Origin of the sequence: Bacillus sp. OK048, from assembly GCF_900103525.1 — a bacterium.
GTDB lineage: Bacteria > Bacillota > Bacilli > Bacillales > Cytobacillaceae > Neobacillus.
In genome coordinates this window covers 197,271-219,577 of record NZ_FNHN01000002.1, presented here as the reverse complement: position 1 = coordinate 219,577, position 22,307 = coordinate 197,271, and the positions used below count along the sequence as shown (strand labels likewise).

Genomic DNA, 22,307 nt, shown 5'->3' with positions numbered 1-22,307 from the left:
AGGACTTTTTTTATACTAGAATGTATTACATAAAAAAGTGGTGAATGATTTGAATACGGATAAATTATCATTTCGGTTAGAAACGGTGGCAAAATATGTTCCAAAGGAATCCAGGCTTGCGGATATTGGTTCTGATCATGCCTATTTACCGAGTTATCTTGTAAAGAACGGGCAAATATCCTTTGGCATTGCGGGTGAAGTTGCAAAAGGTCCCTATCAGTCTGCTGAAAAAAATGTAATGGCAGAAGGCCTTTCTGAAAAGATAGTAGTACGGCTTGGGGATGGGCTGGATGTAATTCAGCCTGGCGAGGTAGACTGTATTACCATTGCAGGAATGGGCGGCAGCCTGATTGCAAATATTTTAGAAAATGGAAAAGAAAAACTACAGTTTGTAAAGCGTCTTGTGTTACAGCCCAATATTAATGCAATCGCAATTCGAAGTTGGTTAGTCGAAAATAATTGGGAACTGATTGCAGAGGAAATCATTGAAGAGGATGGTAAGATATACGAAATCCTTGCTGCTGAAAAAGGAGAACCATTAAGGCCCTATAGCGGCGTACAAGTTGAATTAGGTCTTTTAGTAGGGCCATTCCTTCTAAAGCGAAGGGAGAAGGCGTTTAAAAAGAAATGGGCCCAAGAAAAGAAAAACTGGCAGCGGATTTATGAACAGCTTGAAGTGGCGGCGCCATCTGCTGAAACAGAAGAGAAAAAACAAGAACTTGTGAAGAAAATTTCATTTATGGAGGAGGTATTGGGCAATGAAGACAGCGAATGGTCATGAAATCATACAGCTTTTTGAAAAGTTTTCTCCTAAAGCTTTTGCAATGGAAGATGATAAAATTGGTTTGCAGCTTGGTCGCTTGAATAAGAAAATTAACAAGATCATGATTACTCTTGATGTCCTAGAAGAGGTAATTGATGAAGCGATTAAAAGGGATGTACAGCTTATTATTGCCCATCATCCACCAATCTTTCGATCACTGAAGAATGTACTAACTGATACTGTACAGGGGAGAATGATTGAGAAACTGTTAAAGCATGATATTGCTGTCTATGCAGCTCATACTAACCTGGATGTGGCTAAGGGTGGTGTGAATGATCTCCTTGCTAATGCACTGGGATTAGCGAATCCAGAAGTACTTGTCCCTACTTATGAAACTAAATTAAAAAAATTAGTCGTTTTTACCCCTTTGAGTCATGCTGAGGAGATTAGACAGGTATTAGGAAAAACTGGGGCAGGTTTCATCGGCCATTACAGCCACTGTTCTTTTTCAGCAAAGGGTACAGGAAGGTTCTTACCAGAAGAAAATACGAATCCCTATATCGGACAACAAGGACATTTAGAGTCAGTAGATGAAGTGAGAATTGAAACCATTGTACCAGAGCAACTGTTAAAGAAGGTAGTTACAGCCATGATCAAAGCTCACCCTTACGAAGAGGTTGCCTATGATATTTATTCCGTTGAAAATAAAGGTGAGGTCCTTGGACTTGGACGAATCGGAACAATAGATGAAATGACTTTGGGAGAGTTTGCGGAGAGAGTGAAAACGGCTCTTGAAGTGGATAAAGTTAGAGTTGTTGGTGATTTATCATCGCGTGTTAAGAAAGTTGCTGTCTTGGGCGGAGATGGAAATAAATATTTCAAGCACGCAAAGTTTAAGGGCGCTGATGTTTATGTGACCGGAGATATTTATTATCATACAGCGCATGATGCGATGATGGAGGGGTTAAATATGATTGACCCCGGACATAATGTCGAAAAAATCATGAAAAAGGGTGTTACCGAAATCCTATCTAGAATGTGTAAAGAATCAGGCTATGAAGTCGAAATCTTCGCTTCAGAAATAAACACAGATCCATTTAAATTTGTATAGAAAAGCGGAAGCACGTAGGCAGCTTGCGCTAAAACAGAAATAACCGGTCAAAGCGACCGGTTATTTTTTAACCTTTGGTAATATTTTATTTAACGGAACATTTTTACGGCGTTCCCATGTTGCTTCATTATTTGGATCAAATTGCTCTATGAATGTAATGACTTCTTTTGTGATTGGTGTTGGAGTGGAGGCCCCAGATGTGACAGCCACATTTTTTGCATCCTTAATCCAATCTATTTCTAATTCTGATATGTCGGCAATGCGATATGCCTTAGTACCGGCAATTTCTTCTGAAACTTGAGCGAGGCGATTGGAGTTATTACTCATTGGATCACCAACCACGATTGTCACGTCAGCTGCTGTAGCTTGGCCTGCTACAGCTTCTTGGCGCACTTGTGTTGCCATGCAAATTTCATTAAAAGCTTCAGCGTGAGGATATTTTTCCTGCACCTTTTTCATTGTATCAGCAACATCCCACTGGCTCATGGTTGTTTGATTGGTAACAATCAATTTATCACTAGTAATGGTTAGTGCTTCAACATCGCTTGGTGTTTCAACTAAATGGACGGAACCAGGAGCTACACCTACAGCCCCTTCAGGCTCGGGGTGGCCCTTTTTACCGATGTAAATGACTTGAAAGCCTTGCCTTGTTTTTTCTTCAATCAAATCATGGGTTCTTGTTACATCCGGGCATGTCGCGTCAATTGTAACAAGGCCTTTATTTTTGGCCAGTTCTCTTACTTCTGGAGAAATACCGTGTGCTGTAAAAATAACAGTTCCTGTATCCACCTTATCTAGTATGTCCTTACGATTTTTACCATCAAGAGTAATAATCCCTTCTTCGGCAAAAGCATCGGTAACGTGTTTATTATGGACAATCATCCCTAAAATGTAGATAGGGCGTGGTAATGATTTATCTAAAGCAGCATTTCTAGCAATAACCATCGCATCAACAACACCATAACAGTATCCGCGTGGTGAGATCTTGATAATTTGCATATTAAAAGTCCTCCTAAGGAACATTTACTTTGAATCTATGTATTTATTATATAAAACTAATAGAAATAACACAAAGATACATTTTTCCTATGAAATTTCTGTAAAAATTTCCTATGATATTTTTTAAAAAAGCTGTGTTAAACTTGACTGTTGATTTGAGCTCCAGGCGCTACGCTTTCCGCGGGCGGTCCGGGGAGCCTCCTCGGCGCTGAAGCGCCTGCGGGGTCTCCCCAGCCCCGTCCTCCCGCAGGAGTCGAGCGCCCTCCGCTCAAATCAACAGGTTATAAAATCAACAATATCCCTTAACACAGCCAAAAAATAAAGATGCTGAAATTCAGCATCCATCCCTTAAATGTATAATTTTGGCATAGAAGATCGATTGTCGCGATGTCTTTCGCCATCGCTTTCTGATTCATGCTCTTTTATCTTTTTTGTTCTCTTAACAGGCTTGGATTCTGGAACAGAGTTTTCTGCCGTTTTAGGAGTTTCTGTTGAGTCTCCATCATGCTTTTCCTCTGTTGGCAGGTCTTTAAAGCCCTTATATAATTTCCACATCATCGGGAGATTCTTAACCATTGGTCCATACTGCTGAATCATTGGCCCAAACGATTGTACTGTATTCAAAACCTGTTGGGTGTTGTTGAGAAATCCTGTAAGACTGCCAGGATTACTAAGTGTTTGAAGGATGGAGCCAACTCCTCCTGTACCACTGGGAGCAGCGCGGCTCGCTGTCTGTAAACCTTTAAAACCACCAGATTGATTGCCTTGCTTTTTCCCACCTAGAATTTTGGATAGTAAGCCGCCGCCATTTCTTCTTCCTTGTCCTTGTCCTCGTCCTCGTCCTCTTCCCATACCTTGGCCCATTAAGGGTCTGCCACCGTTATTGGCCTGCTGTAATCCCATCGACCTTCCACCATAAGGGTTCATCATCTGTTGTTGATGACCTCCAAATGGCCCAGAACCCATCAACATTTGTCGACCCATTTGTCCATGTTGGGGATATCTCTGTCTCGTATACATACGTATGTTCTCCTCTCAAAAGAAACCTTATAATTTATGGTATGCAAATCGCTAAAAATTGGTTTAGGTATAAACCTTAAGATAAACAGTTAATTTTCATGATTAAAAGTAGTTGAAAGGTAAAAGATGATAATAACTGGTTATTTTAATGAATCTTGACTATAATTACATGATGGAAATAAAAGTGGAAGCTCTTGCTTTGGTAAGAAAACTACTCCATAAACGGTACGTTATTAATATACGAGGAGCAATAATTATGAAGGAAAATCGTTTTGAACGTTTTAATTTTCAACCTTTTATTATAGAAGCAGTTAAGGGACTAGGCTTTGTTGAACCGACTGAAATTCAAGAACGGATGATTCCATTAGTACTAAAAAATGAAAGTGCGATTGGTCAATCACAGACTGGTACTGGAAAGACTTTAGCTTTTGTCTTACCAATCCTAGAAAAAATTAATCCAGAGCGCAAAGAAGTACAAGCAGTGATTACTGCACCAACGAGAGAGCTTGCATCACAAATCTATCATCAAATATTAAAAGTAACTGAGCATTGCAGTCCTGATAAGGCAATCATGACTAGATGCTACATTGGTGGAACTGACAAGCAACGAACGATTGATAAATTAAAGGTGCAGCCACACATCGTTGTTGGTACACCAGGTAGAATTAAAGATCTAATGATTGAACAAGCTCTTTTTGTTCATACGTCGAATATTCTTGTCGTTGATGAAGCAGATATGATGCTTGATATGGGCTTTATTGAGGATCTAGATCAAGTAGCTGCAAAAATGCCGGAGAAATTGCAAATGCTGGTATTCTCTGCAACCATACCAGAAAAGTTAAAACCTTTTCTAAAAAAATATATGGAAAATCCTAAAACCATTCAAATTGATTCGAAAAGAAAAACAGCAGAGAATTTAACACATTATCTTCTGCCATCAAGACACCGAAATAAAAAACAGCTTGTTCACGATATGCTCATTCATTACAATCCATATTTAGCAATTGTTTTTACCAATACAAAAAAAATGGCTGAGGAAGTGGCCAACTTTTTAATCGCAAAGGGATTAAAGGTAGCTCGCGTTCATGGGGATCTAAGCCCGCGTGAACGAAAAAAAATGATGAAGCAAATCCAAGATCTAGAATTTCAATATATTGTAGCAACTGATCTTGCTTCAAGAGGAATTGATATTGAAGGAATTAGTCATATCATTAACTATGAGTTACCTACGGACTTGGACTTTTACATCCACAGAGTGGGAAGGACAGCTAGAGCTGGAAATTCTGGAATTGCGCTTACTGTTTATGATAATTCTGATGAGGATGCGTTAAATCGCTTAGAAAAGATGGGAATTCAGTTTAAGTATGTAGATATTAAAAAAGAGGAATTTGTTGAATTAGAGGATCGTAACAAAAGAAAGACCCGTGTAAGGAAAGAGGATGAAGCAGAAAAGACTGCTAAATCGTTGGTTAAAAAACCTCAAAAAGTAAAACCAGGCTATAAAAAGAAAATGCAATGGGAAATGGACAAAATTAAAAAACGTCAACGAAGAATAAACAAGAAGTAAGATTCGAAGGGAGAGAGAGGGTTTGTTGAAAATTGGTTCACATGTTTCAATGAGCGGTGCGAAAATGCTGCTGGCTGCGAGTGAAGAAGCCGTTTCATATGGTGCGAATACATTTATGGTCTATACCGGGGCACCTCAAAATACGAGACGAAAAAAAATAGAAGATTTGAATATCGAAGCGGGAAGAAGACATATGGAGGAGAACGGCATATCTAATATAATTGTCCATGCTCCATATATCATTAATATCGGCAATACCACAAACCCCGATACGTTTGAATTAGGTGTAAGGTTCCTTCGTACAGAAATTGAAAGAACAGAGGCAATCGGTGCGAAGCAAATTGTTCTCCATCCAGGTGCACATGTTGGGGCAGGTTCAGAAGCGGGTATTAAAAGAATCATCGAAGGTTTAAATGAAGTTTTGACTGGTAAAGAGCAGGTGCAAATTGCTTTAGAAACGATGGCTGGTAAAGGGTCTGAATGTGGTAAGTCGTTTGAGGAATTGGCGATGATTATTGATGGTGTTAACTACAGTGATAAGCTATCCGTTTGTTTTGATACCTGTCATATACATGATGCTGGTTACAATATCGTTGAAGATTTTGATGGTGTATTAAATGAATTTGATAAAATTGTAGGCATAGATAAATTAAAGGTTCTTCATATAAATGATAGTAAAAATGAAATAGGAATGAGAAAAGACCGTCACGAAAATATTGGATTTGGTCATATTGGCTTTAAGGCACTTAATTATATCGTACATCATCCACAGTTGTCTGATATACCGAAAATTCTTGAGACACCCTATGTTGGTGAAGATAAGAATAATAAAAAACCGCCATACCTATTTGAAATTGAAATGCTCCGGGCGAAGACATTTAACGAAAATCTGTTAGATAAAATCGTTCAAGGGTAACAAAAAGCTGTGCGTCAAACGAGGCACAGCTTTTTGATTTATTTTGTAAACTGAACAAAGAGCTTATTAACCTCTCTTGCTGTTTCAGGACCTGCAATTTTAGCAATTTGTTTAATTAAGGCCGATCTTTCGCGGTCATCAAAAATATTAACATTTTTTCCTCTTAAGTATTGTGCAACTTTATAGGCTTGCTGCCTATTAACTTTGATATTAAATTGGTCTGCATACTTCAATAGTTCATCACCAGTAATGGTATTAATTTTATGATTAATGACATTTTCAAAAATTTTCACACTCATCACTCCTTCATCTACTGTATGAAAGAGGAAATAAGAGTGTTACAAAAGTGGTAATAGGGATAGTTTAAACATGTGTAAAGGAAAAAGCTTTACATTAGGAAATTCATATTGTATACTACTTTAAGTTAAATCGGAATGATTCTTAAAATTAAAGGTGAGATTGTTATGGAATCGCAGTCAATTATTGACATTAAGCAACTTTTTTATCGATACGAAAAGGACACTGTCCTTGATAATATTAATCTAACTGTTCCAACTGGTTCATTTCTTGCAATTGTCGGACCAAACGGTTCCGGGAAATCAACATTGTTAAAATTGATCTTGGGGCTTCTGAAACCACAAAAAGGTGAAATACGCTTATTTGGGCAGGAATTGAATAAATTTAAAGATTGGCAGCAAATCGGATACGTATCACAAAAGGCTAATTCCTTTAACACCGGTTTTCCAGCTACCGTCTTTGAAGTGGTTTCCAGTGGTTTGACAAAGAAACTTGGCTTGTTTCACTTTTTTAAAAAGGAGCATAGCCAAAAAGTATATGATGCATTGGAAGCGGTGGGAATGAGGCAGTTTAGCAATCGAAATATCGGGGAGCTATCAGGAGGGCAGCAACAAAGAGTGTTTATTGCCCGTGCTCTTGTAAGTGAGCCTAACCTATTGATATTGGATGAACCAACTGTTGGTGTTGACGCTGAAAATGTAAATGCTTTTTATCATATGCTTGCAGCTCTAAATAAAAACCGAGCAATTACGCTTCTCTTAGTTACACATGATATCGGAACGATTTCAGATAAAGTGACTCATGTGGCATGTTTAAATAAACATTTACATTTTCATGGTGATACACATGAATTTGAAAAGCAGCGAAATGAGGGAATGTCTGACTTCTATGGAACGGATGTTCAACTTCTAGCTCATCACCATGATTATGGAGGCGTTTTTAAATGATTCAAGCGATATTTCAATATGAATTTTTACAAAATGCCTTTCTTACTGGAATCTTAATTGGTTTTCTCGCCCCATTATTAGGTGTCTTCATTGTTGTCAGGAGACTGTCATTAATTGCAGATGCATTGAGTCATGTAACTTTATCAGGAATTGCCGCTAGTTTGCTTCTTGAAAAATATTTTGTCGCCCTTAGTGGACTAAATCCACTTTACCTAGGGATGGTCTTTTCAGTTGGAGGCTCGTTGTTCATTGAAAAGCTTCGAGGTGTTTATAAACATTACCAAGAGCTTGCTATACCAATCATCCTTTCCGGTGGAATTGGCCTTGGGGTTATCTTTATATCTCTCGCTGATGGGTTCAATACTGATTTGTATGGTTATTTGTTTGGAAGTGTCTCTGCAGTCAGTCGGACTGATTTATGGGTTATTTTTATTATTAGTATCCTAGTGGTCATTACGGTCATTTTATTGTATAAAGAGCTATTTTTATTGTCTTTTGATGAGGAACATGCGAAAGCCTCTGGAATAGCAGCAAAGAGCATTCATTTTATTTTTATTATTATGGTTGCACTTGTGATTGCTGCTTCGATGCGTATTGTCGGAATCATGCTTGTTTCTTCGTTAATGACGTTACCAGTAGCTGCAAGTATCCGTATTGCTAAAGGGTTTAAACAAACAATCTTTTTGTCGATCATTTTTGGTGAAATAGCTGTCCTGGGAGGACTGTTAACGTCTTATTATATCGACCTTGCTCCGGGTGGAACGATTGTAATGATCGCTGTGGCTATTTTAGTGTTTTCAATTGTTTATAAAAAATATATGATTAAGAATCAAGTTTCACAAGGGAGGGTAGCAAGATGAATGTAAATGAAGCGATTCAATACTTAAAAGAAAATGGATTTAAACAAACAGGAAAAAGAGAAGATATGCTGCAATTATTTGCAGACAGTGATAAATATTTAACGGCAAAGGATGTCTTAGATGAGCTAAAGGAAGACTATCCAGGGTTGAGTTTTGATACCATATATCGAAACCTTTCACTTTTTGTTAAAATGGGAATTCTTGAGATGACTGAACTGTCTGGTGAAAAGCATTTTCGTTTTTCTTGTTCACGCCACCAGCATCATCATCACTTCATCTGTATGGATTGTGGTAAGACAAAAGAAATTGAAACGTGTCCGATGAACAATTTGAGTGAGGATTTAAAAGGGTACGATGTATCAGGTCATAAATTTGAAATATATGGACGTTGTCCAGAATGTATATAAAAAGTAAAACTCGCCATAGGGCGAGTTTCTTTATTAGGAATAAAATAAGCGGAGAGTTTCCGGTTAGCTGCAGAATAGAGCTCGTTTTGAGGAAAATAAGGGGAGGTTTTCCGGTTATGCCAAGTAAAATCCCTCATTTCCACGTTTTTCGAGTCAATAGGCGGAATCTCTCCGTCTATTTAAGCCCTTTTTACTAATAATTACTAATTAAGCGGAATTTAGAGACTGTCGATTAATTAGGCAAGTGAAATTCAGCAACCCCAATTTAATGAAATTGTGACCAAATATTTGCTTTTTTAGCTACTTTTTATAGTTTTTTATATCTATTTAAGCAAAAAATAGTTGGAATCTTCGTTTTCTAAAAGGTTAAATGAGTTAATCGACAGTCTCATTTATCCGGCTATTTATCAGCTCGGGTGTATAACTGATCCCCAACCGATAAGTGCGGAAGCATCCGAAAACGGAACCCTTTATTTTACGCAGCCATGCTGTTTTTCTTTATCCTAGCCAATTTTTAACCCAATGATTAGCCTCAAACCAATTATTGACACGAATAACACCTTTTGGGATTGGGTCCTGGTTATAAGGGGTATTAAACAAAAGAACCGGTATGTCGCATTCTTCATGAATCATGACAGCATTGTCATGCTTATCTTCGAGAAAAATATCAACTTGATAATGCTTTGCAGAGGAAACCTTGTCATGAGATCCAATTAATTCGATATGGTTGTAAGACAAGCCTTGTTTACTAAACCATTTCTTGGTATTTTCTAACAGGTGGGAACCCCTTGCACTTATGAAAAATAATTCATGGTCTATTTGCCATTGCTTTAGTATCTTGTCTGCACCCTCTGCAAGGGGAGATTCTTCATACATAATGGGTTCGTTTTCAATAAACCATTTTGAAAATTTTTCCTCTGATACCTTTACTGCCTTATTTAAATCATAATCTTTAATATCCGCAATGGTTAGATTTAATCCAAACCCTTTATTAATAAAAGGTACAAGTGCTGACGGACATGTAACTGTCCCGTCAATATCGATTCCAAATCTTTTCGTCATATGTAATCACCTTTATATGCCATGTTTTTAACTTTATTTTACCATACTAAAAAGCTGAAAGTTACAAACAATAATTAATGCTCCTATTACTGAAAGTGAGGGATTCGGATGGAAGATGAAAAACACACGAAAGTGCGCTCAATTCTCCAAACTCCAAACACTGATGTAGATATTCCAGATTACCCTTCAGAATATAGAGAAGAAACAGCTGCTGAAATTGCAGCACCTGTTCCTTTAGTTCAAAGAAGGGATCGTGAGGAAAGTCGAGAAAGAGCCGAAGGCGGCACAGGAATGGGTTGGGCTGCTTTAGTTCTTTCTATACTATCACTGTTTGTAATGCCGATTCTTTTTGGTGCAGCGGGTATTGTGATAGGATTTATTGCCAGACGTCGCGGAGCCGAAGGGCTTGGTGCATGGGCAATTGGGATAGGTGCCCTTTCGATCATTGTCGGTATCTTTATCCTGCCATTCTTTTAACAGCTTGCGAATATAGGGGCGAAAAAAGAAACCCGGTAACCATATGTTACCGGGTTTCTTGATGTCTTTATTTTGTTGCTTCTGCTTCTTCTAACGCCTTTTTCTGAAAGTATTCCTCGGCAAGTTGATCGATTTCTTTTTTTAACTCATCGACTAATTGGGCTTCAGGTACTTTACGAACGATCTCACCTTTACGGAAAAGCAATCCCTCACCGCGAGCACCAGCAATACCAATGTCGGCTTCCCGTGCTTCACCAGGGCCGTTTACGGCACAGCCTAGAACCGCTACTTTAATTGGCGCTTTTATTTTCGAAATATACTCTTCTACATCATTTGCAATGCTTATTAGGTCAATTTCGATCCTTCCACAGGTTGGGCATGAAATTAACGTAGCTGCGTTTGAGGAAAGTCCAAAAATCTTTAAGAGCTCCCTCGCAACTTTTACTTCTTCGACTGGATCAGCACTTAAAGAAATACGAAGAGTGTTTCCGATGCCTTGGCTAATAATCGCTCCTAGTCCAGCTGCACTTTTAACGGTACCTGCAAAAAGAGTTCCTGATTCCGTAATCCCTAGGTGCAGTGGATAGTCAAATGCCTTTGAAGCTTTTTCATAGGCTTCAATTGCAAGGTTTACATCAGAGGCTTTCATGGAAACAATAATATCATGGAAATCCAAATCCTCAAGGATCTTGATATGATGGAGGGCACTTTCAACCATTCCATCGGCAGTAGGATAGCCATATTTCTCGAGAATTCTTTTTTCAAGCGATCCAGCATTTACACCAATACGGATTGGAATACCACGTTCTTTAGCAGCATTGACGACGGCTTCTACTTTTTCTCTTTTACCGATATTTCCTGGATTAATTCGGATTTTATCAGCGCCACCTTCAATTGCTTTAAGCGCTAATTTATAATCAAAATGGATATCAACTACTAATGGAATGTTAATCCTTTTCTTAATTTCTGGAATGGCATTTGCTGCGCGTTCGTCGGGACAAGCAACACGAACGATTTGGCAGCCTGCTTCCTCAAGACGTTTGATTTCTGCAACAGTTGCTTCAACATCATGTGTTTTAGTTGTAGTCATGCTTTGTATAAATAATTCATTACTGCCGCCAATCGTTAAGTTACCAACCTTGACAGGACGGGTTTTTGTACGATGTGTAATTTCACTCAAGGAAATTCGCTCCTTCAAATTGGATTCGAATACTAGTTAGTTTAATCTCGCACCTATCATTTTATCAGTCCTTTACTCAACTTGACAAGATAGACGATTTGTCTTTCTATTTTGAGTAATCAGGAAATTGATAGGTTGAACCAATTTGAATTTTTTCTGGAGCTTGCCCTGGGTTTAAACTTTGGAAATCTTCAATTAATGTATCGATTGAGACGGGTAAAGGCTTTTTTATTTGATTTTCTACAATCGAAATTAATGTCTCACCAGGTTCAACCTCGGCTTCAAACGTTTCCAAAGTATTCTTAGGGCTAGACATTGTTACGGCTGTTTTTACTGCTGTTTGAGTTTCATCTTTTGGTAAAGTTCCAGCTGTTAAATCAATATATATTACATAGATCGTAAGTAGTCCGAATACAAAAAGAAAGATTCTTTTCATTTGCCAAGCCTCCAAAAGGGAATGTTTGTACATTCCTATGCTTGTCCACTTCATTATAGAACAAAAAAACGCATCTTTATCGATGCGTTTAGTTCTCGAGCGTTGTTTTTTCCTTTGTTATTTCTTTGATTGCTAAAAATAAGATGATAATTTCCACAAACCAATTGATAACAAAACTATTTGGTACGTTTGTATTTAATGCAGACATAATGGTAAAGAATACTGTTGGCAACGTTACACTATATGCAGCCATTCTCCATAAGTGGCGATAACTTACATTTCTTCCTGCAAGATTTTTCAATACTATTCCGATCCAAGCGAGAATGGAAATTTCAATGAAGCTTATTGCACTTGAAAAAAGAAAAATAAAAGCAGACACACTAGGAATAATAATACCTTTCATTCCATCAACTTTATCTACCATATTAATTAAGTCCTCTTTTGTTAGCATAAAGCCTTCTAACATGGAATAGGAATAGGTATCAATTTGCCCTCCCGTTGCTACCGCAAATTCATTCTTAAGCAAGGCAAAGGCATTTACTTCATCCTTTAAGTCATCGTTCGTAATAACACCGGTAGGATCGATAATTATGGAGAAATCTCCTTTATCAATAATAGTAGGTACATCTGCTTCGGCAGATAGGGTCCCATTTTCTATTGTAAATGACGGGATATCATCATTCATAACAGATTTAGTGCTTTCGATCCCAGAAGTAACCATTGTACTTAAATAATAAATGGTGGGCAAAATCGATAACAACGTAAGTAGAAATACATATAAGATCGTTTTTCCGATACCTTGAGAGCGAAAAGAGGCAATGTCCTTTGGAGAATGTGTACTTTTGTAAAACTGTTTGAAAATATTCATACATACCACCCTAATAAAGATTTACTATTCTATTGTAGCTTTTAGGCCTAATATTAACAAGAATGATGAATTAAAGAACCCTCCTCACCAGTTATTGGTGAGGAGGGTTCTTTAATGTCCAGCTCCAGCGCCCTACGCCGCTGACCAGGGCGCTTCCGCTTTTCTACTAATTCACGCCACATATTTCATACGCACAATTTTGGCAATCTACTTCTTTTCTTAAATATCCTAAGTTCTTAATCGTAAATTTTTGCTGATCATAGGAAATTACATCTTCTTCCCGCAGTTCTTTTAATGCTCGTTGAATGACTTCTCTTGTTCCGAAAGTTAAATTGGCAAGATCCTGATGAGTTAATGGCAAATCGATGAGAATGCCTTCATCAGTCTTAATACCATACGTATTACATAGACGGATCAACATAGAGTATAGGCCGCCCTTTTTACCATTCATGATTAGGTCTTGGCATTTCATTTGAGCTTTAAGGTAACTAGTACTTAGCCATGACACAAAAGCATTCATTGCATCGGGATCATTCATAATGAATTCTTCAAATTGATCTTTTTTAATGGCGAGAATCTCACTATCAACCAGGGTCTTCGCATAAAACTGATAATGGGGATTATGTTTAAATATTTGATATTCAACAATCAATTCATTACTATTTAACATTTTTAAGATAAAGTCTTTCCCTCGCATATGAACTCTCCCGAGAGCAACTGTACCACTTAGCAATAGATAAACAAACTCGACGGAATCCTTCTCCTGAAAGAGAACAGTTTTGGCCTTAACCTTCTGAACCTGCTCTGGCTTAAGGAAAAAATGATTCAATAAATTATATATAGAAAAACTGTTTCTAAGCATATATCCCCACTCCTTTTATCCCATCAATTTGATTAAATCATTTATTAACATCATGTCAATAGAGTATTTACATGATTTGGAAAGTAAATGGTCGATATATGACTTAAATCGTTGACAGAATGCCGTTTAGCTGAAACATGACAATTTCTTGAAAACTTTGCTATAAAAAAATGAGTTTAATACAAGAAAGTTAAATCATGTATAAAATTTGTTAAAGAGGGAAATTGTATATTTGTTAGGTACAATGCATTTTATTTGTAACAATAAGCAATCTCTGATAATCTTGAGGTGTAGAGCTTTAGGAATATTCTAAAATCACTTTGATTTTAGACATATCCTTAGCTAAAAATTTTTCAATACATAGGAGGAAATAATAATGGCATTTGAATTACCACAATTACCTTACGCATATGATGCACTTGAACCACACATTGACAAAGAAACAATGAATATTCACCACACAAAACATCACAACACGTATGTGACAAATTTAAATAATGCACTACAAGGCAATGAAGAATTATTATCAAAATCTGTAGAAGAAGTAATTGCTAACTTAGACGCAGTTCCGGAAGCAGCTCGTACAGCTGTACGTAATAACGGTGGCGGTCACGCTAACCACTCTTTATTCTGGCAAATTCTGGCTCCAAATGGCGGCGGTGCACCAACAGGTGAACTAGCTGACGCTATCAGCAGCAAGTTTGGCAGCTTTGAAAGCTTTAAAGAAGAGTTTGCAAAAGCGGCAACAACTCGCTTCGGTTCAGGCTGGGCATGGCTTTCTGTAAGCAATGGTCAATTAGAAGTTTCAAGCACACCAAACCAAGATTCTCCAATCATGGAAGGCAAAACACCTATCCTAGGCCTTGATGTTTGGGAGCATGCTTATTATTTAAATTACCAAAACCGTCGTCCTGATTACATCGGTTCTTTCTGGAACGTTGTCAACTGGGATGAAGTTTCAAAGCGTTACAGCGCAGCGAAATTATAAAATGTGTTTTTAGAAGGCAGCTGATCATTTTCAGCTGTCTTTTTATTTTTATCGTATAAAGGTCACCTGCTTGTTAAAGACTAACCCTTATCACAAAGGGGAGTTTTTATGGCGAAAAAGTTTACGATTTTAGGTGACGTTCAATTAACAAAAGATTTATCTTTGCTGCTAATCATTGGTGGATTATATTCGTTAAGTGTTGCACTATCAAATACTTTTGTGAATATTTTTTTATGGAAACAAACTGGTGAATACTCTGATCTGGCACTGTATAACCTTTCCATTGTCATTTTACAGCCCTTAACCTTCATCTTAGCAGGCAGATGGGCAAAAAAAATAGATCGGGTGAAAGTGTTAAGAATAGGAGTCACTTTTTTAGCTGTTTTTTATATAGTGGTTTTAATAACCGGCAAAAATGCTTCAACCTATTTACTCCTTTTAGGAGGCCTGCTTGGTGTTGGGTATGGTTTTTATTGGCTTGCCTTTAATGTCTTGACGTTTGAAATAACTGAGCCAGAAACAAGAGATTTTTTTAACGGGTTTTTGGGGATTTTAACCTCATTTGGCGGAATGATAGGGCCAATTGCAGCTGGCTTTATTATTACCCGGTTTGAAAAATTCACTGGGTATTTCATCATATTTGGGATATCTTTATCCCTCTTTACTCTTGCCGTCTTGCTGAGCTTTTCATTGAAGCCTCGTCCTGCAAACGGTAAATATTGCTTTAAAAGAATACTGGACGAAAGAAAGAATAATGAAAACTGGCGCCTGATTACCAATGCGCATTTTTTCCAAGGTCTTAGAGAAGGTACATTTTTATTTATTATCTCAGTATTTGTCTACATCTCGACTGGTAGTGAGCTAGCTCTAGGAACATTTGGTCTAATTAATTCCGGAATTTCATTTATAGCCTATTATGCAGCATCAAGATTAATTAAAAAAAATAAACGGAAAAAGGCGATTCTTCTTGGGGGGATTATCCTTTATTTAGCTGTTTTGTTAATTGTCTGGGATATAAATTATGTAAAACTTTTAATTTATGCAGCAATGATTGCAGTAGCTTATCCTATTTTGCTCGTCCCTTATATGTCAACTACCTATGATATTATTGGAACTGCTTGGAAAGCTGCAGAAATGAGGATTGAATATATTGTTGTCCGAGAAATCTTTATTAATATCGGAAGAATTGTTTCGATTTTATCCTTTTTGGCAGCAGTGACTTGGTTCAATGAAAAGCAAAGTATTCCAATATTACTTTTATTTCTTGGAGCAGGTCATTCGTTAATTTATTTGTTTGTAAGAAGAGTCCAAATACCCACCATATAATGCAATGAGTGATTCATATTACTCATTGCATTTTTTAAATTGTGGATTTTTGTGTTTATTCCTTAAATGTTGTCAATTGGTAAGTGTTTTTCGTAGTAAGAAGGGGGATTTTCCGTTAAAATAAAGCGTATCATGTCGAAATGCTAGGAAGTGAAATAAACTTGAATAATAAAAAGAAAAAGAAGGCAAATGTTACTACTCGGTTAAACATTGTTTTCTTTGTTGTATTTCTGCTGTTCTCTGTTCTAATTCTTCGTTTAGGATTAGTCCAAATTGTTTATGGAGATGATTTCAAACGGGAAATTGAGCGCACGGAAGATATAACTGTTAATAATCCAGTTCCCCGTGGAAAGATGTTTGACCGTAACGGTAAAATTATCGTTGATAATACTCCGCTAAATGCAATCACATATACAAAATTTCAAGATACAAGCACAGAGGAAATGCTTGAAACTGCTGAACGATTGGCACTACTGATAGATAAGGATACATCAAAGGTTCGGGAACGAGATAAGAAGGATTTTTGGATATTAAAAAACCCAGAGAAAGCTAAAGAAAAAATTACTAAAGAAGAATGGGACTTGTATGACCAAGATGAATTAGATGATAAAGAACTATATAAGCTTCAATTAGAAAGAATAGACGTTAAAAAAGACTTAGCAAGTTTATCACAACAAGATTTAGAAACCTTGGCCATATTTAGAGAATTTAATAGTGGATATGCTTTAACCCAACAAATTGTAAAAAATGATAATGTCACTCCTGAAGAATTTGCTGTTGTCAGTGAAAATCTTGAAGCATTGCCTGGTGTCGACACCACGACTGATTGGGAACGATATTATGCATTTGGAAACACATTGAAAACTGTCCTTGGAAATGTAACTTCTTCAGATGAAGGCTTACCAAAGGATAAACTTGAGGAATATCTTGCTCGTGATTATAGTCGAAACGATCGTGTCGGTAAAAGTTATATTGAACTCCAATATGAAGATGTCTTACATGGGCAAAAAGGCAAAGTGAAAAACATCACGGATAAAGCCGGAAAAATCTTGACAACTGAAGTGATTTCAGAAGGACAGCGTGGAAAAGACCTGGTCTTAACGATTGATATGGAACTCCAGCTTGAAATAGAAAAAATTCTTGAAGAAGAACTTATGATTGCAAAGCAAAGTCCTAAATCTGCTCTGTTAGACCGCGCTTTTGTGGTGCTTATGGACCCACATACTGGTGAAATATTAACAATGGCAGGCAAGCAAATTGCTAAAAACAACGAAACAAATAAACAAGAAATGCGTGACTTTGCTCTTGGAAATATAACGACTTCTTATGCAGTTGGATCGGTTGTCAAAGGGGCTACGATACTAACAGGTTACAATACTGGAGCAATCAAACCGGGTTCAAGCCAATTTGACGCACCGTTATTAATAAAAAATACACCACCTAAGTCTTCTTGGAAGAGTTTTGGAATGATTAATGACTTACGAGCTCTTCAAATATCATCCAACGTTTATATGTGGAAGACCGTAATTGAAATGGCAGGTGGAACCTATGCACCGAATAGGCCGCTTCCATTAGACTTAACTGCTTTTGACACCATGCGTCAATCTTTCAGTCAATTTGGTCTAGGAACAAAAACTGGAATTGATCTTCCGAATGAGAGTATTGGTTATGCTGGACCTTTAAGACAGTCTGGTTTGCTTCTTGACTTGGCAATAGGTCAGTATGATACGTATACGGTTATGCAATTAGCACAATATATTTCAACGATTGCTAATGGAGGCTATCGGGTCCAACCTCATATTGTAAAGGAAATTCGTGAACCGGTGCTTGAGAATAATGAATTGGGTCCGATTATCCAAGAAATAGCACCAAACATATTAAATCGAATTGACGGTAAGGATGAATGGATTGACCGAGTACAAGAAGGGTTTAGAATGGTTATGCAAGTAGGAGATGGTACCGGTGTTAATACCTTTAGAGGGGCGGAGTACAGTCCAGCAGGTAAGACAGGAACTGCCGAAGCTTTTTATGATGGTCCAGAGCGAAAGAAATTTGGGAAAATACCTCCTGAGGTCATGAACCTGAGTCTTGTCAACTATGCACCATCTGATAATCCAGAGGTTGCCATGGCTGTAATGGTTCCATGGGCATACCAGGGAAACAGTGGTTCAGCTACAGCGAATATTATTGGCAGAAGAGTAATGGATACCTATTTTAATCTAAAAAAACAAGATCATACTGTTGAAACGAAAGATGTGGAACAAACGTACGAAGCTACAGAATAATAATAATCAAAAAAAAGCTGTCTCAAAATGAGGCAGGTTTTTTTTTGTAAAAAATGTGCATTCTAATAGTAGGAAGAAAATATTTATGATTTACAAAAGTCATACGCTAATTTACAAAACCTTTACAATTCATTAAAACAAGCTTTACAGAAGAAGTTTATTATTAATCTTGTAAGGAAAACGAACACAATTCGACAAACCAAATTCTTAGGGGGAATTAAGCAATGAAAAGCTTTAAAAAATTAGCACTAACAGCAATGATGACTGGAGTGCTTGCTGTAACAGCAGCTTGTGGAGCTCAAGGAACTGATAGCAACAAGAACAATGAACAAAAAGAACAAGCTGGTAAAGAAGTAAAGCAACTTCAAGGTGAAATTAAAATAGACGGTTCATCTACAGTTTTCCCAATTATGGAAGCTATTGTTGAAGAATATGGTGCAGTGCAGCCTGGTGTTAAAGTTCCTGTTGGTTCATCTGGAACTGGTGGCGGATTTAAAGCTATGATTGCAGGTGATACTGACTTAGCTAATGCTTCTCGTCCAGCAAAAGAAGAAGAGCTTGCTTCACTTAAAGAAAAAGGATTTGATGTTACTGAATTCAAATTAGCGTATGATGGTATTTCAGTAGTTGTTAATAAAGATAATAACTGGGTAGAAAGCTTAACGATTGAAGATTTACAAAAAATTTGGATCGAAGATGGATCAGTAAAAAAATGGTCTGATATCAATCCAGCATGGCCTAAAGAAGAGATTAAATTATACTCTCCTGGTGCCGACTCAGGAACGTTTGATTATTTTGATGAAGTAGTTCTTAAAGATGCTCCAATCGTTCAAAAAGCTACACTTTCTGAAGATGACAACACATTGGTTGCAGGTGTTAAAGGTGACAAGAACGCAATCGGTTACTTCGGATATGCTTATTATGCAGCGAATAAAGATTCATTGAAAGTTGTTAAAATCGATGGAGGCAAAGGTGCTGTTGAGCCTAACAATAAAACAATCGAATCAGGTGAATACGCACCACTTTCACGTCCTTTATTCACATATGTAAAGAACTCAGCTGTTAAGGGTAACGAAGCAGTATATGATTTTGTTAAATTTGCTATTGAAAATGCAGGAACATTATCAGAGGATGTTGGCTACGTGAAATTACCTGAAGCAGAGTACAAAAAAGATTTAGAAAAACTAGAAGCTCTTAAATAAGAATTAGAATAATTCGATAGGTGAGAAGCGCAAAAAAATGTGCTTCTCATCTTGTCATGTGAATGAAAGGGGTTTTGAAATTGGCCACTCAAAATACAAATTCTTTCTCTGTACAGAAAATGATTCAAGAGAAGAAAAAAAGAAAGAGCGCTAGTGGAATTACCGAAAAAATTATGCCGTATATTTTGTTCCTTACCGCGGCAGTTTCTGTTTTAACAACGATTGGTATTGTTCTTACACTCATTTTTGAAACGTTCTTATTCTTTGATGCTGTATCAATTAAAGAATTTTTTACAGCTAAAACATGGTATCCTTTTTCAGAAACCAATGGATCATTTGGTATTATGCCGTTAGTAATGGGAACTCTAAAGGTATCATTAATTGCAGCTATTGTTGCTGTTCCAATCGGATTAGCTTCAGCCATTTATTTGAGTGAATATGCATCAGATCGAACTCGCAGAATTATTAAACCGATATTAGAAGTGTTAGCTGGAATTCCAACGATTGTTTATGGATTTTTTGCCCTAACCTTTGTAACTCCAATATTACGTGACATTATTCCATCCCTTGAAATTTTTAATGCATTAAGCCCTGGTATTGTAATTGGAATCATGATCACACCGATGATTGCTTCTCTCTCAGAGGATGCGATGACCTCAGTTCCTAGTGCAATGCGTGAAGGTGCCCTTGCACTGGGGTCAACTAAGTTTGAAGTAGCAATCAAAGTAGTATTGCCTGCTGCTGTTTCAGGAATAGTTGCCTCCATTGTGTTGGCGATATCTCGGGCGATTGGTGAGACAATGATTGTGGCGGTTGCGGGTGGTTCTACTCCAAATTTGGAATGGAATTTGACAGGCTCGATTCAAACGATGACTGCTTATATTGTCCAAGTCAGCCAGGGTGATGTAGGTTATGGTACGACAATCTACTATAGCATTTACGCAGTTGGAATGACGCTTTTTGTATTTACGTTAGTGATGAATTTATTCGCTCAATACATCACCCGTCGTTTTAGGGAGGCATATTAATGAATTTAATTAATCATGATTCCGTTATAAAGCGGATGAAACCAAGATTATCTAAAAATATATTTTCAAAATGGATATTTCTTGCATTAACCATGTTTATATTATTAATATTAGGAGTATTATTATATCGGATATTCTCTCAAGGATTTGGCTATTTAGATTTACAATTTTTACAAAGCCTTCCTTCAAGGAAGCCTGAAAATGCAGGTGTTTATGCTGCATTAATCGGAACCATGTGGCTTATGGCTGTTGTTGCTCCTGTTTCATTATTGCTTGGTGTGGGGACTGCCATTTATCTCGAAGAATATGCAAAAGATAATTGGATAACCAATTTCATTAAAGTAAATATTTCCAATTTAGCAGGTGTCCCATCTATTGTATTCGGGTTACTCGGATTAACTGTATTTGTTCGTGCATTAGCATTAGGGACAAGTGTTTTAGCTGCAGGTCTAACCATGAGCCTACTCGTTTTGCCGGTCATTATTGTTGCTGCACAAGAAGCTATTCGCGCTGTACCCAATCAATTAAGAGAGGCTTCATTTGGGTTAGGGGCTACTAAATGGCAGACCATTGTTCGTATTGTTCTACCAGCCGCTATTCCAGGGATACTTACTGGGGCGATTTTGGCACTTTCACGTGCAATCGGAGAAACAGCACCACTTGTTGTCCTCGGTATGCCATTATTCCTAGCATTTTTACCTAGAACTGTATTAGATAGCATGACCGTTCTGCCATTGCAAATTTACAATTGGACAAGTCGTCCTCAAGTAGAGTTTCATGCTTTGGCTGCAGCAGGTATTATTGTTTTACTTTTTATGTTAATCATCATGAATTCGATTGCTGTATTAATTCGAAATAAATTTCAAAAGAGATATTAAAGGCTAGGACCAGGGAGGCAAACTATTATGGAAACATCATCAGCCACTGCTAATTTTAATAATCCAGAAGAAAAACAAATTGTGTATAAAACAAAGGACTTAGATTTATGGTACGGTGATAATCAAGCCCTAAAGAAAATTAATTTAGATATAATGGAAAATGAAGTTACTGCTATTATTGGACCATCAGGATGTGGAAAATCCACGTATATTAAAACCTTGAATCGAATGATTGAATTAGTTCCCGGAGTAAGAACAAATGGTGAAATTCTTTACAGGGGGAAAAATATCCTTGATAAATCCTATCAGGTTGAGGAATTGCGAACAAAAGTAGGAATGGTGTTTCAAAAGCCAAACCCATTTCCAAAATCTATCTATGAAAATGTTGCTTATGGACCGAAAATTCATGGAATTCGTGACAAGAAAATCTTGGATCAGATAGTGGAAAAAAGCTTAAGAGGTGCGGCCATTTGGGATGAGGTAAAGGACCGTCTAAACCAAAACGCTTATGGCTTATCAGGAGGACAGCAACAGCGACTTTGTATCGCTCGCTGTCTAGCGATTGAACCGGATGTTATTTTAATGGATGAACCAACTTCTGCACTAGATCCTATCTCAACTTTAAAAGTAGAGGAACTTATCCAGGAATTGAAGAAAGAATTTAGTATCATTATCGTTACTCATAACATGCAGCAGGCTGCACGTATATCTAAAAAAACAGCTTTCTTTTTAAATGGAGAAGTGGTAGAATTTTCAGAAACTAACAAAATATTCTCTACTCCTAAAGATAAGAGAACAGAGGATTATATTACAGGAAGATTTGGATAA

The 22,307-nt window shown here is 37.2% G+C and carries 23 protein-coding genes; 15 read left to right on the top strand and 8 right to left on the bottom strand.

Annotation, left to right across the window (positions count from 1 at the left end):
- The first annotated feature begins 49 nt into the window (after positions 1–49).
- Together BLR86_RS04480 and BLR86_RS04475 are read left to right on the top strand one after the other, a co-directional pair.
- Positions 50–781, top strand: a complete 732-nt coding sequence (locus tag BLR86_RS04480) for a tRNA (adenine(22)-N(1))-methyltransferase (protein WP_090758715.1) — start codon at positions 50–52, stop codon at positions 779–781.
- On the top strand, positions 759–1,874 hold the full coding sequence (locus BLR86_RS04475) for a Nif3-like dinuclear metal center hexameric protein (RefSeq protein WP_090758713.1): 1,116 nt from the start codon (positions 759–761) through the stop codon (positions 1,872–1,874). The genes BLR86_RS04480 and BLR86_RS04475 overlap by 23 nt, the downstream gene beginning before the upstream one ends.
- Before the next feature lie 60 nt (positions 1,875–1,934).
- Here the strand turns inward: BLR86_RS04475 and BLR86_RS04470 are convergent, their stop codons facing one another.
- On the bottom strand, positions 1,935–2,873 hold the full coding sequence (locus BLR86_RS04470; RefSeq protein ID WP_090758711.1) for a 4-hydroxy-3-methylbut-2-enyl diphosphate reductase: 939 nt from the start codon (positions 2,871–2,873) through the stop codon (positions 1,935–1,937).
- 348 nt (positions 2,874–3,221) lie between these two features.
- A complete protein-coding gene (locus BLR86_RS04465) occupies positions 3,222–3,893 on the bottom strand; it encodes a YqfQ family protein (RefSeq protein ID WP_254782233.1) in 672 nt (223 codons plus the stop codon).
- A gap of 256 nt (positions 3,894–4,149) precedes the next feature.
- Here BLR86_RS04465 and BLR86_RS04460 point away from each other — a divergent pair, with 256 nt between their 5' ends.
- Together BLR86_RS04460 and BLR86_RS04455 are read left to right on the top strand one after the other, a co-directional pair.
- A complete protein-coding gene (locus BLR86_RS04460; RefSeq protein WP_090758709.1) occupies positions 4,150–5,460 on the top strand; it encodes a DEAD/DEAH box helicase in 1,311 nt (436 codons plus the stop codon).
- A gap of 22 nt (positions 5,461–5,482) precedes the next feature.
- Positions 5,483–6,376: a deoxyribonuclease IV gene (locus tag BLR86_RS04455; RefSeq protein WP_090758706.1), complete on the top strand. Its 894-nt coding sequence runs from the start codon at positions 5,483–5,485 to the stop codon at positions 6,374–6,376.
- A 38-nt stretch (positions 6,377–6,414) separates the two neighbouring features.
- Here the strand turns inward: BLR86_RS04455 and BLR86_RS04450 are convergent, their stop codons facing one another.
- On the bottom strand, positions 6,415–6,669 hold the full coding sequence (locus tag BLR86_RS04450) for a DUF2624 domain-containing protein (protein WP_090758704.1): 255 nt from the start codon (positions 6,667–6,669) through the stop codon (positions 6,415–6,417).
- Between the two features lie 141 nt (positions 6,670–6,810).
- On the opposite strand from BLR86_RS04450, the gene BLR86_RS04445 reads away from it, so the two are divergent.
- Genes BLR86_RS04445 through BLR86_RS04435 form a run of 3 tightly spaced genes read left to right on the top strand, consistent with a single transcriptional unit; the run spans position 6,811 to position 8,887 of the window.
- Positions 6,811–7,620, top strand: coding sequence for a metal ABC transporter ATP-binding protein (locus BLR86_RS04445; RefSeq protein WP_254782232.1), 810 nt, complete (start codon positions 6,811–6,813; stop codon positions 7,618–7,620).
- Positions 7,617–8,480: a metal ABC transporter permease gene (locus BLR86_RS04440; RefSeq protein ID WP_090758700.1), complete on the top strand. Its 864-nt coding sequence runs from the start codon at positions 7,617–7,619 to the stop codon at positions 8,478–8,480. The genes BLR86_RS04445 and BLR86_RS04440 overlap by 4 nt, the downstream gene beginning before the upstream one ends.
- Entirely contained in the window at positions 8,477–8,887 is a 411-nt protein-coding gene (locus BLR86_RS04435) for a zinc uptake transcriptional repressor Zur (RefSeq protein ID WP_090758698.1), read from the top strand. The genes BLR86_RS04440 and BLR86_RS04435 overlap by 4 nt, the downstream gene beginning before the upstream one ends.
- Positions 8,888–9,385: 498 nt before the next feature.
- Here the strand turns inward: BLR86_RS04435 and BLR86_RS04430 are convergent, their stop codons facing one another.
- Positions 9,386–9,949, bottom strand: coding sequence for a hypothetical protein (locus BLR86_RS04430; protein ID WP_090758696.1), 564 nt, complete (start codon positions 9,947–9,949; stop codon positions 9,386–9,388).
- 108 nt (positions 9,950–10,057) lie between these two features.
- Here BLR86_RS04430 and BLR86_RS04425 point away from each other — a divergent pair, with 108 nt between their 5' ends.
- A complete protein-coding gene (locus BLR86_RS04425) occupies positions 10,058–10,426 on the top strand; it encodes a hypothetical protein (RefSeq protein ID WP_090758694.1) in 369 nt (122 codons plus the stop codon).
- A gap of 67 nt (positions 10,427–10,493) precedes the next feature.
- Here the strand turns inward: BLR86_RS04425 and ispG are convergent, their stop codons facing one another.
- The 4 genes from ispG to BLR86_RS04405 form a co-directional block, all read right to left on the bottom strand.
- Positions 10,494–11,612: a flavodoxin-dependent (E)-4-hydroxy-3-methylbut-2-enyl-diphosphate synthase gene (gene ispG, locus BLR86_RS04420; RefSeq protein WP_175492797.1), complete on the bottom strand. Its 1,119-nt coding sequence runs from the start codon at positions 11,610–11,612 to the stop codon at positions 10,494–10,496.
- Positions 11,613–11,712: 100 nt separating this feature from the next.
- A complete protein-coding gene (locus BLR86_RS04415; protein ID WP_090758690.1) occupies positions 11,713–12,042 on the bottom strand; it encodes a hypothetical protein in 330 nt (109 codons plus the stop codon).
- An 88-nt stretch (positions 12,043–12,130) separates the two neighbouring features.
- The gene (locus BLR86_RS04410) at positions 12,131–12,910 is read right to left on the bottom strand and encodes a DUF1189 domain-containing protein (protein ID WP_090758688.1); all 780 of its coding nucleotides are present in this window, start codon (positions 12,908–12,910) and stop codon (positions 12,131–12,133) included.
- A gap of 166 nt (positions 12,911–13,076) precedes the next feature.
- Positions 13,077–13,772, bottom strand: coding sequence for a Crp/Fnr family transcriptional regulator (locus BLR86_RS04405; protein WP_090758685.1), 696 nt, complete (start codon positions 13,770–13,772; stop codon positions 13,077–13,079).
- Positions 13,773–14,148: 376 nt separating this feature from the next.
- Between BLR86_RS04405 and BLR86_RS04400 the strand changes: the two genes are divergently transcribed.
- The 7 genes from BLR86_RS04400 (at position 14,149) to pstB (ending at position 22,307) form a co-directional block, all read left to right on the top strand.
- Positions 14,149–14,760, top strand: a complete 612-nt coding sequence (locus BLR86_RS04400; RefSeq protein ID WP_090758683.1) for a superoxide dismutase — start codon at positions 14,149–14,151, stop codon at positions 14,758–14,760.
- A 108-nt stretch (positions 14,761–14,868) separates the two neighbouring features.
- Positions 14,869–16,086, top strand: coding sequence for an MFS transporter (locus BLR86_RS04395; RefSeq protein ID WP_090758681.1), 1,218 nt, complete (start codon positions 14,869–14,871; stop codon positions 16,084–16,086).
- A gap of 140 nt (positions 16,087–16,226) precedes the next feature.
- Complete coding sequence (locus BLR86_RS04390; protein WP_175492788.1) at positions 16,227–18,371, top strand: peptidoglycan D,D-transpeptidase FtsI family protein; 2,145 nt, start codon at positions 16,227–16,229, stop codon at positions 18,369–18,371.
- 224 nt (positions 18,372–18,595) lie between these two features.
- Positions 18,596–19,573, top strand: a complete 978-nt coding sequence (locus BLR86_RS04385; RefSeq protein WP_090758679.1) for a PstS family phosphate ABC transporter substrate-binding protein — start codon at positions 18,596–18,598, stop codon at positions 19,571–19,573.
- A 119-nt stretch (positions 19,574–19,692) separates the two neighbouring features.
- Entirely contained in the window at positions 19,693–20,601 is a 909-nt protein-coding gene (gene pstC / locus BLR86_RS04380; RefSeq protein ID WP_254782244.1) for a phosphate ABC transporter permease subunit PstC, read from the top strand.
- The gene (pstA, locus tag BLR86_RS04375; protein ID WP_090758675.1) at positions 20,601–21,479 is read left to right on the top strand and encodes a phosphate ABC transporter permease PstA; all 879 of its coding nucleotides are present in this window, start codon (positions 20,601–20,603) and stop codon (positions 21,477–21,479) included. The genes pstC and pstA overlap by 1 nt, the downstream gene beginning before the upstream one ends.
- A 27-nt stretch (positions 21,480–21,506) precedes the next feature.
- On the top strand, positions 21,507–22,307 hold the full coding sequence (gene pstB / locus BLR86_RS04370; RefSeq protein ID WP_090758673.1) for a phosphate ABC transporter ATP-binding protein PstB: 801 nt from the start codon (positions 21,507–21,509) through the stop codon (positions 22,305–22,307).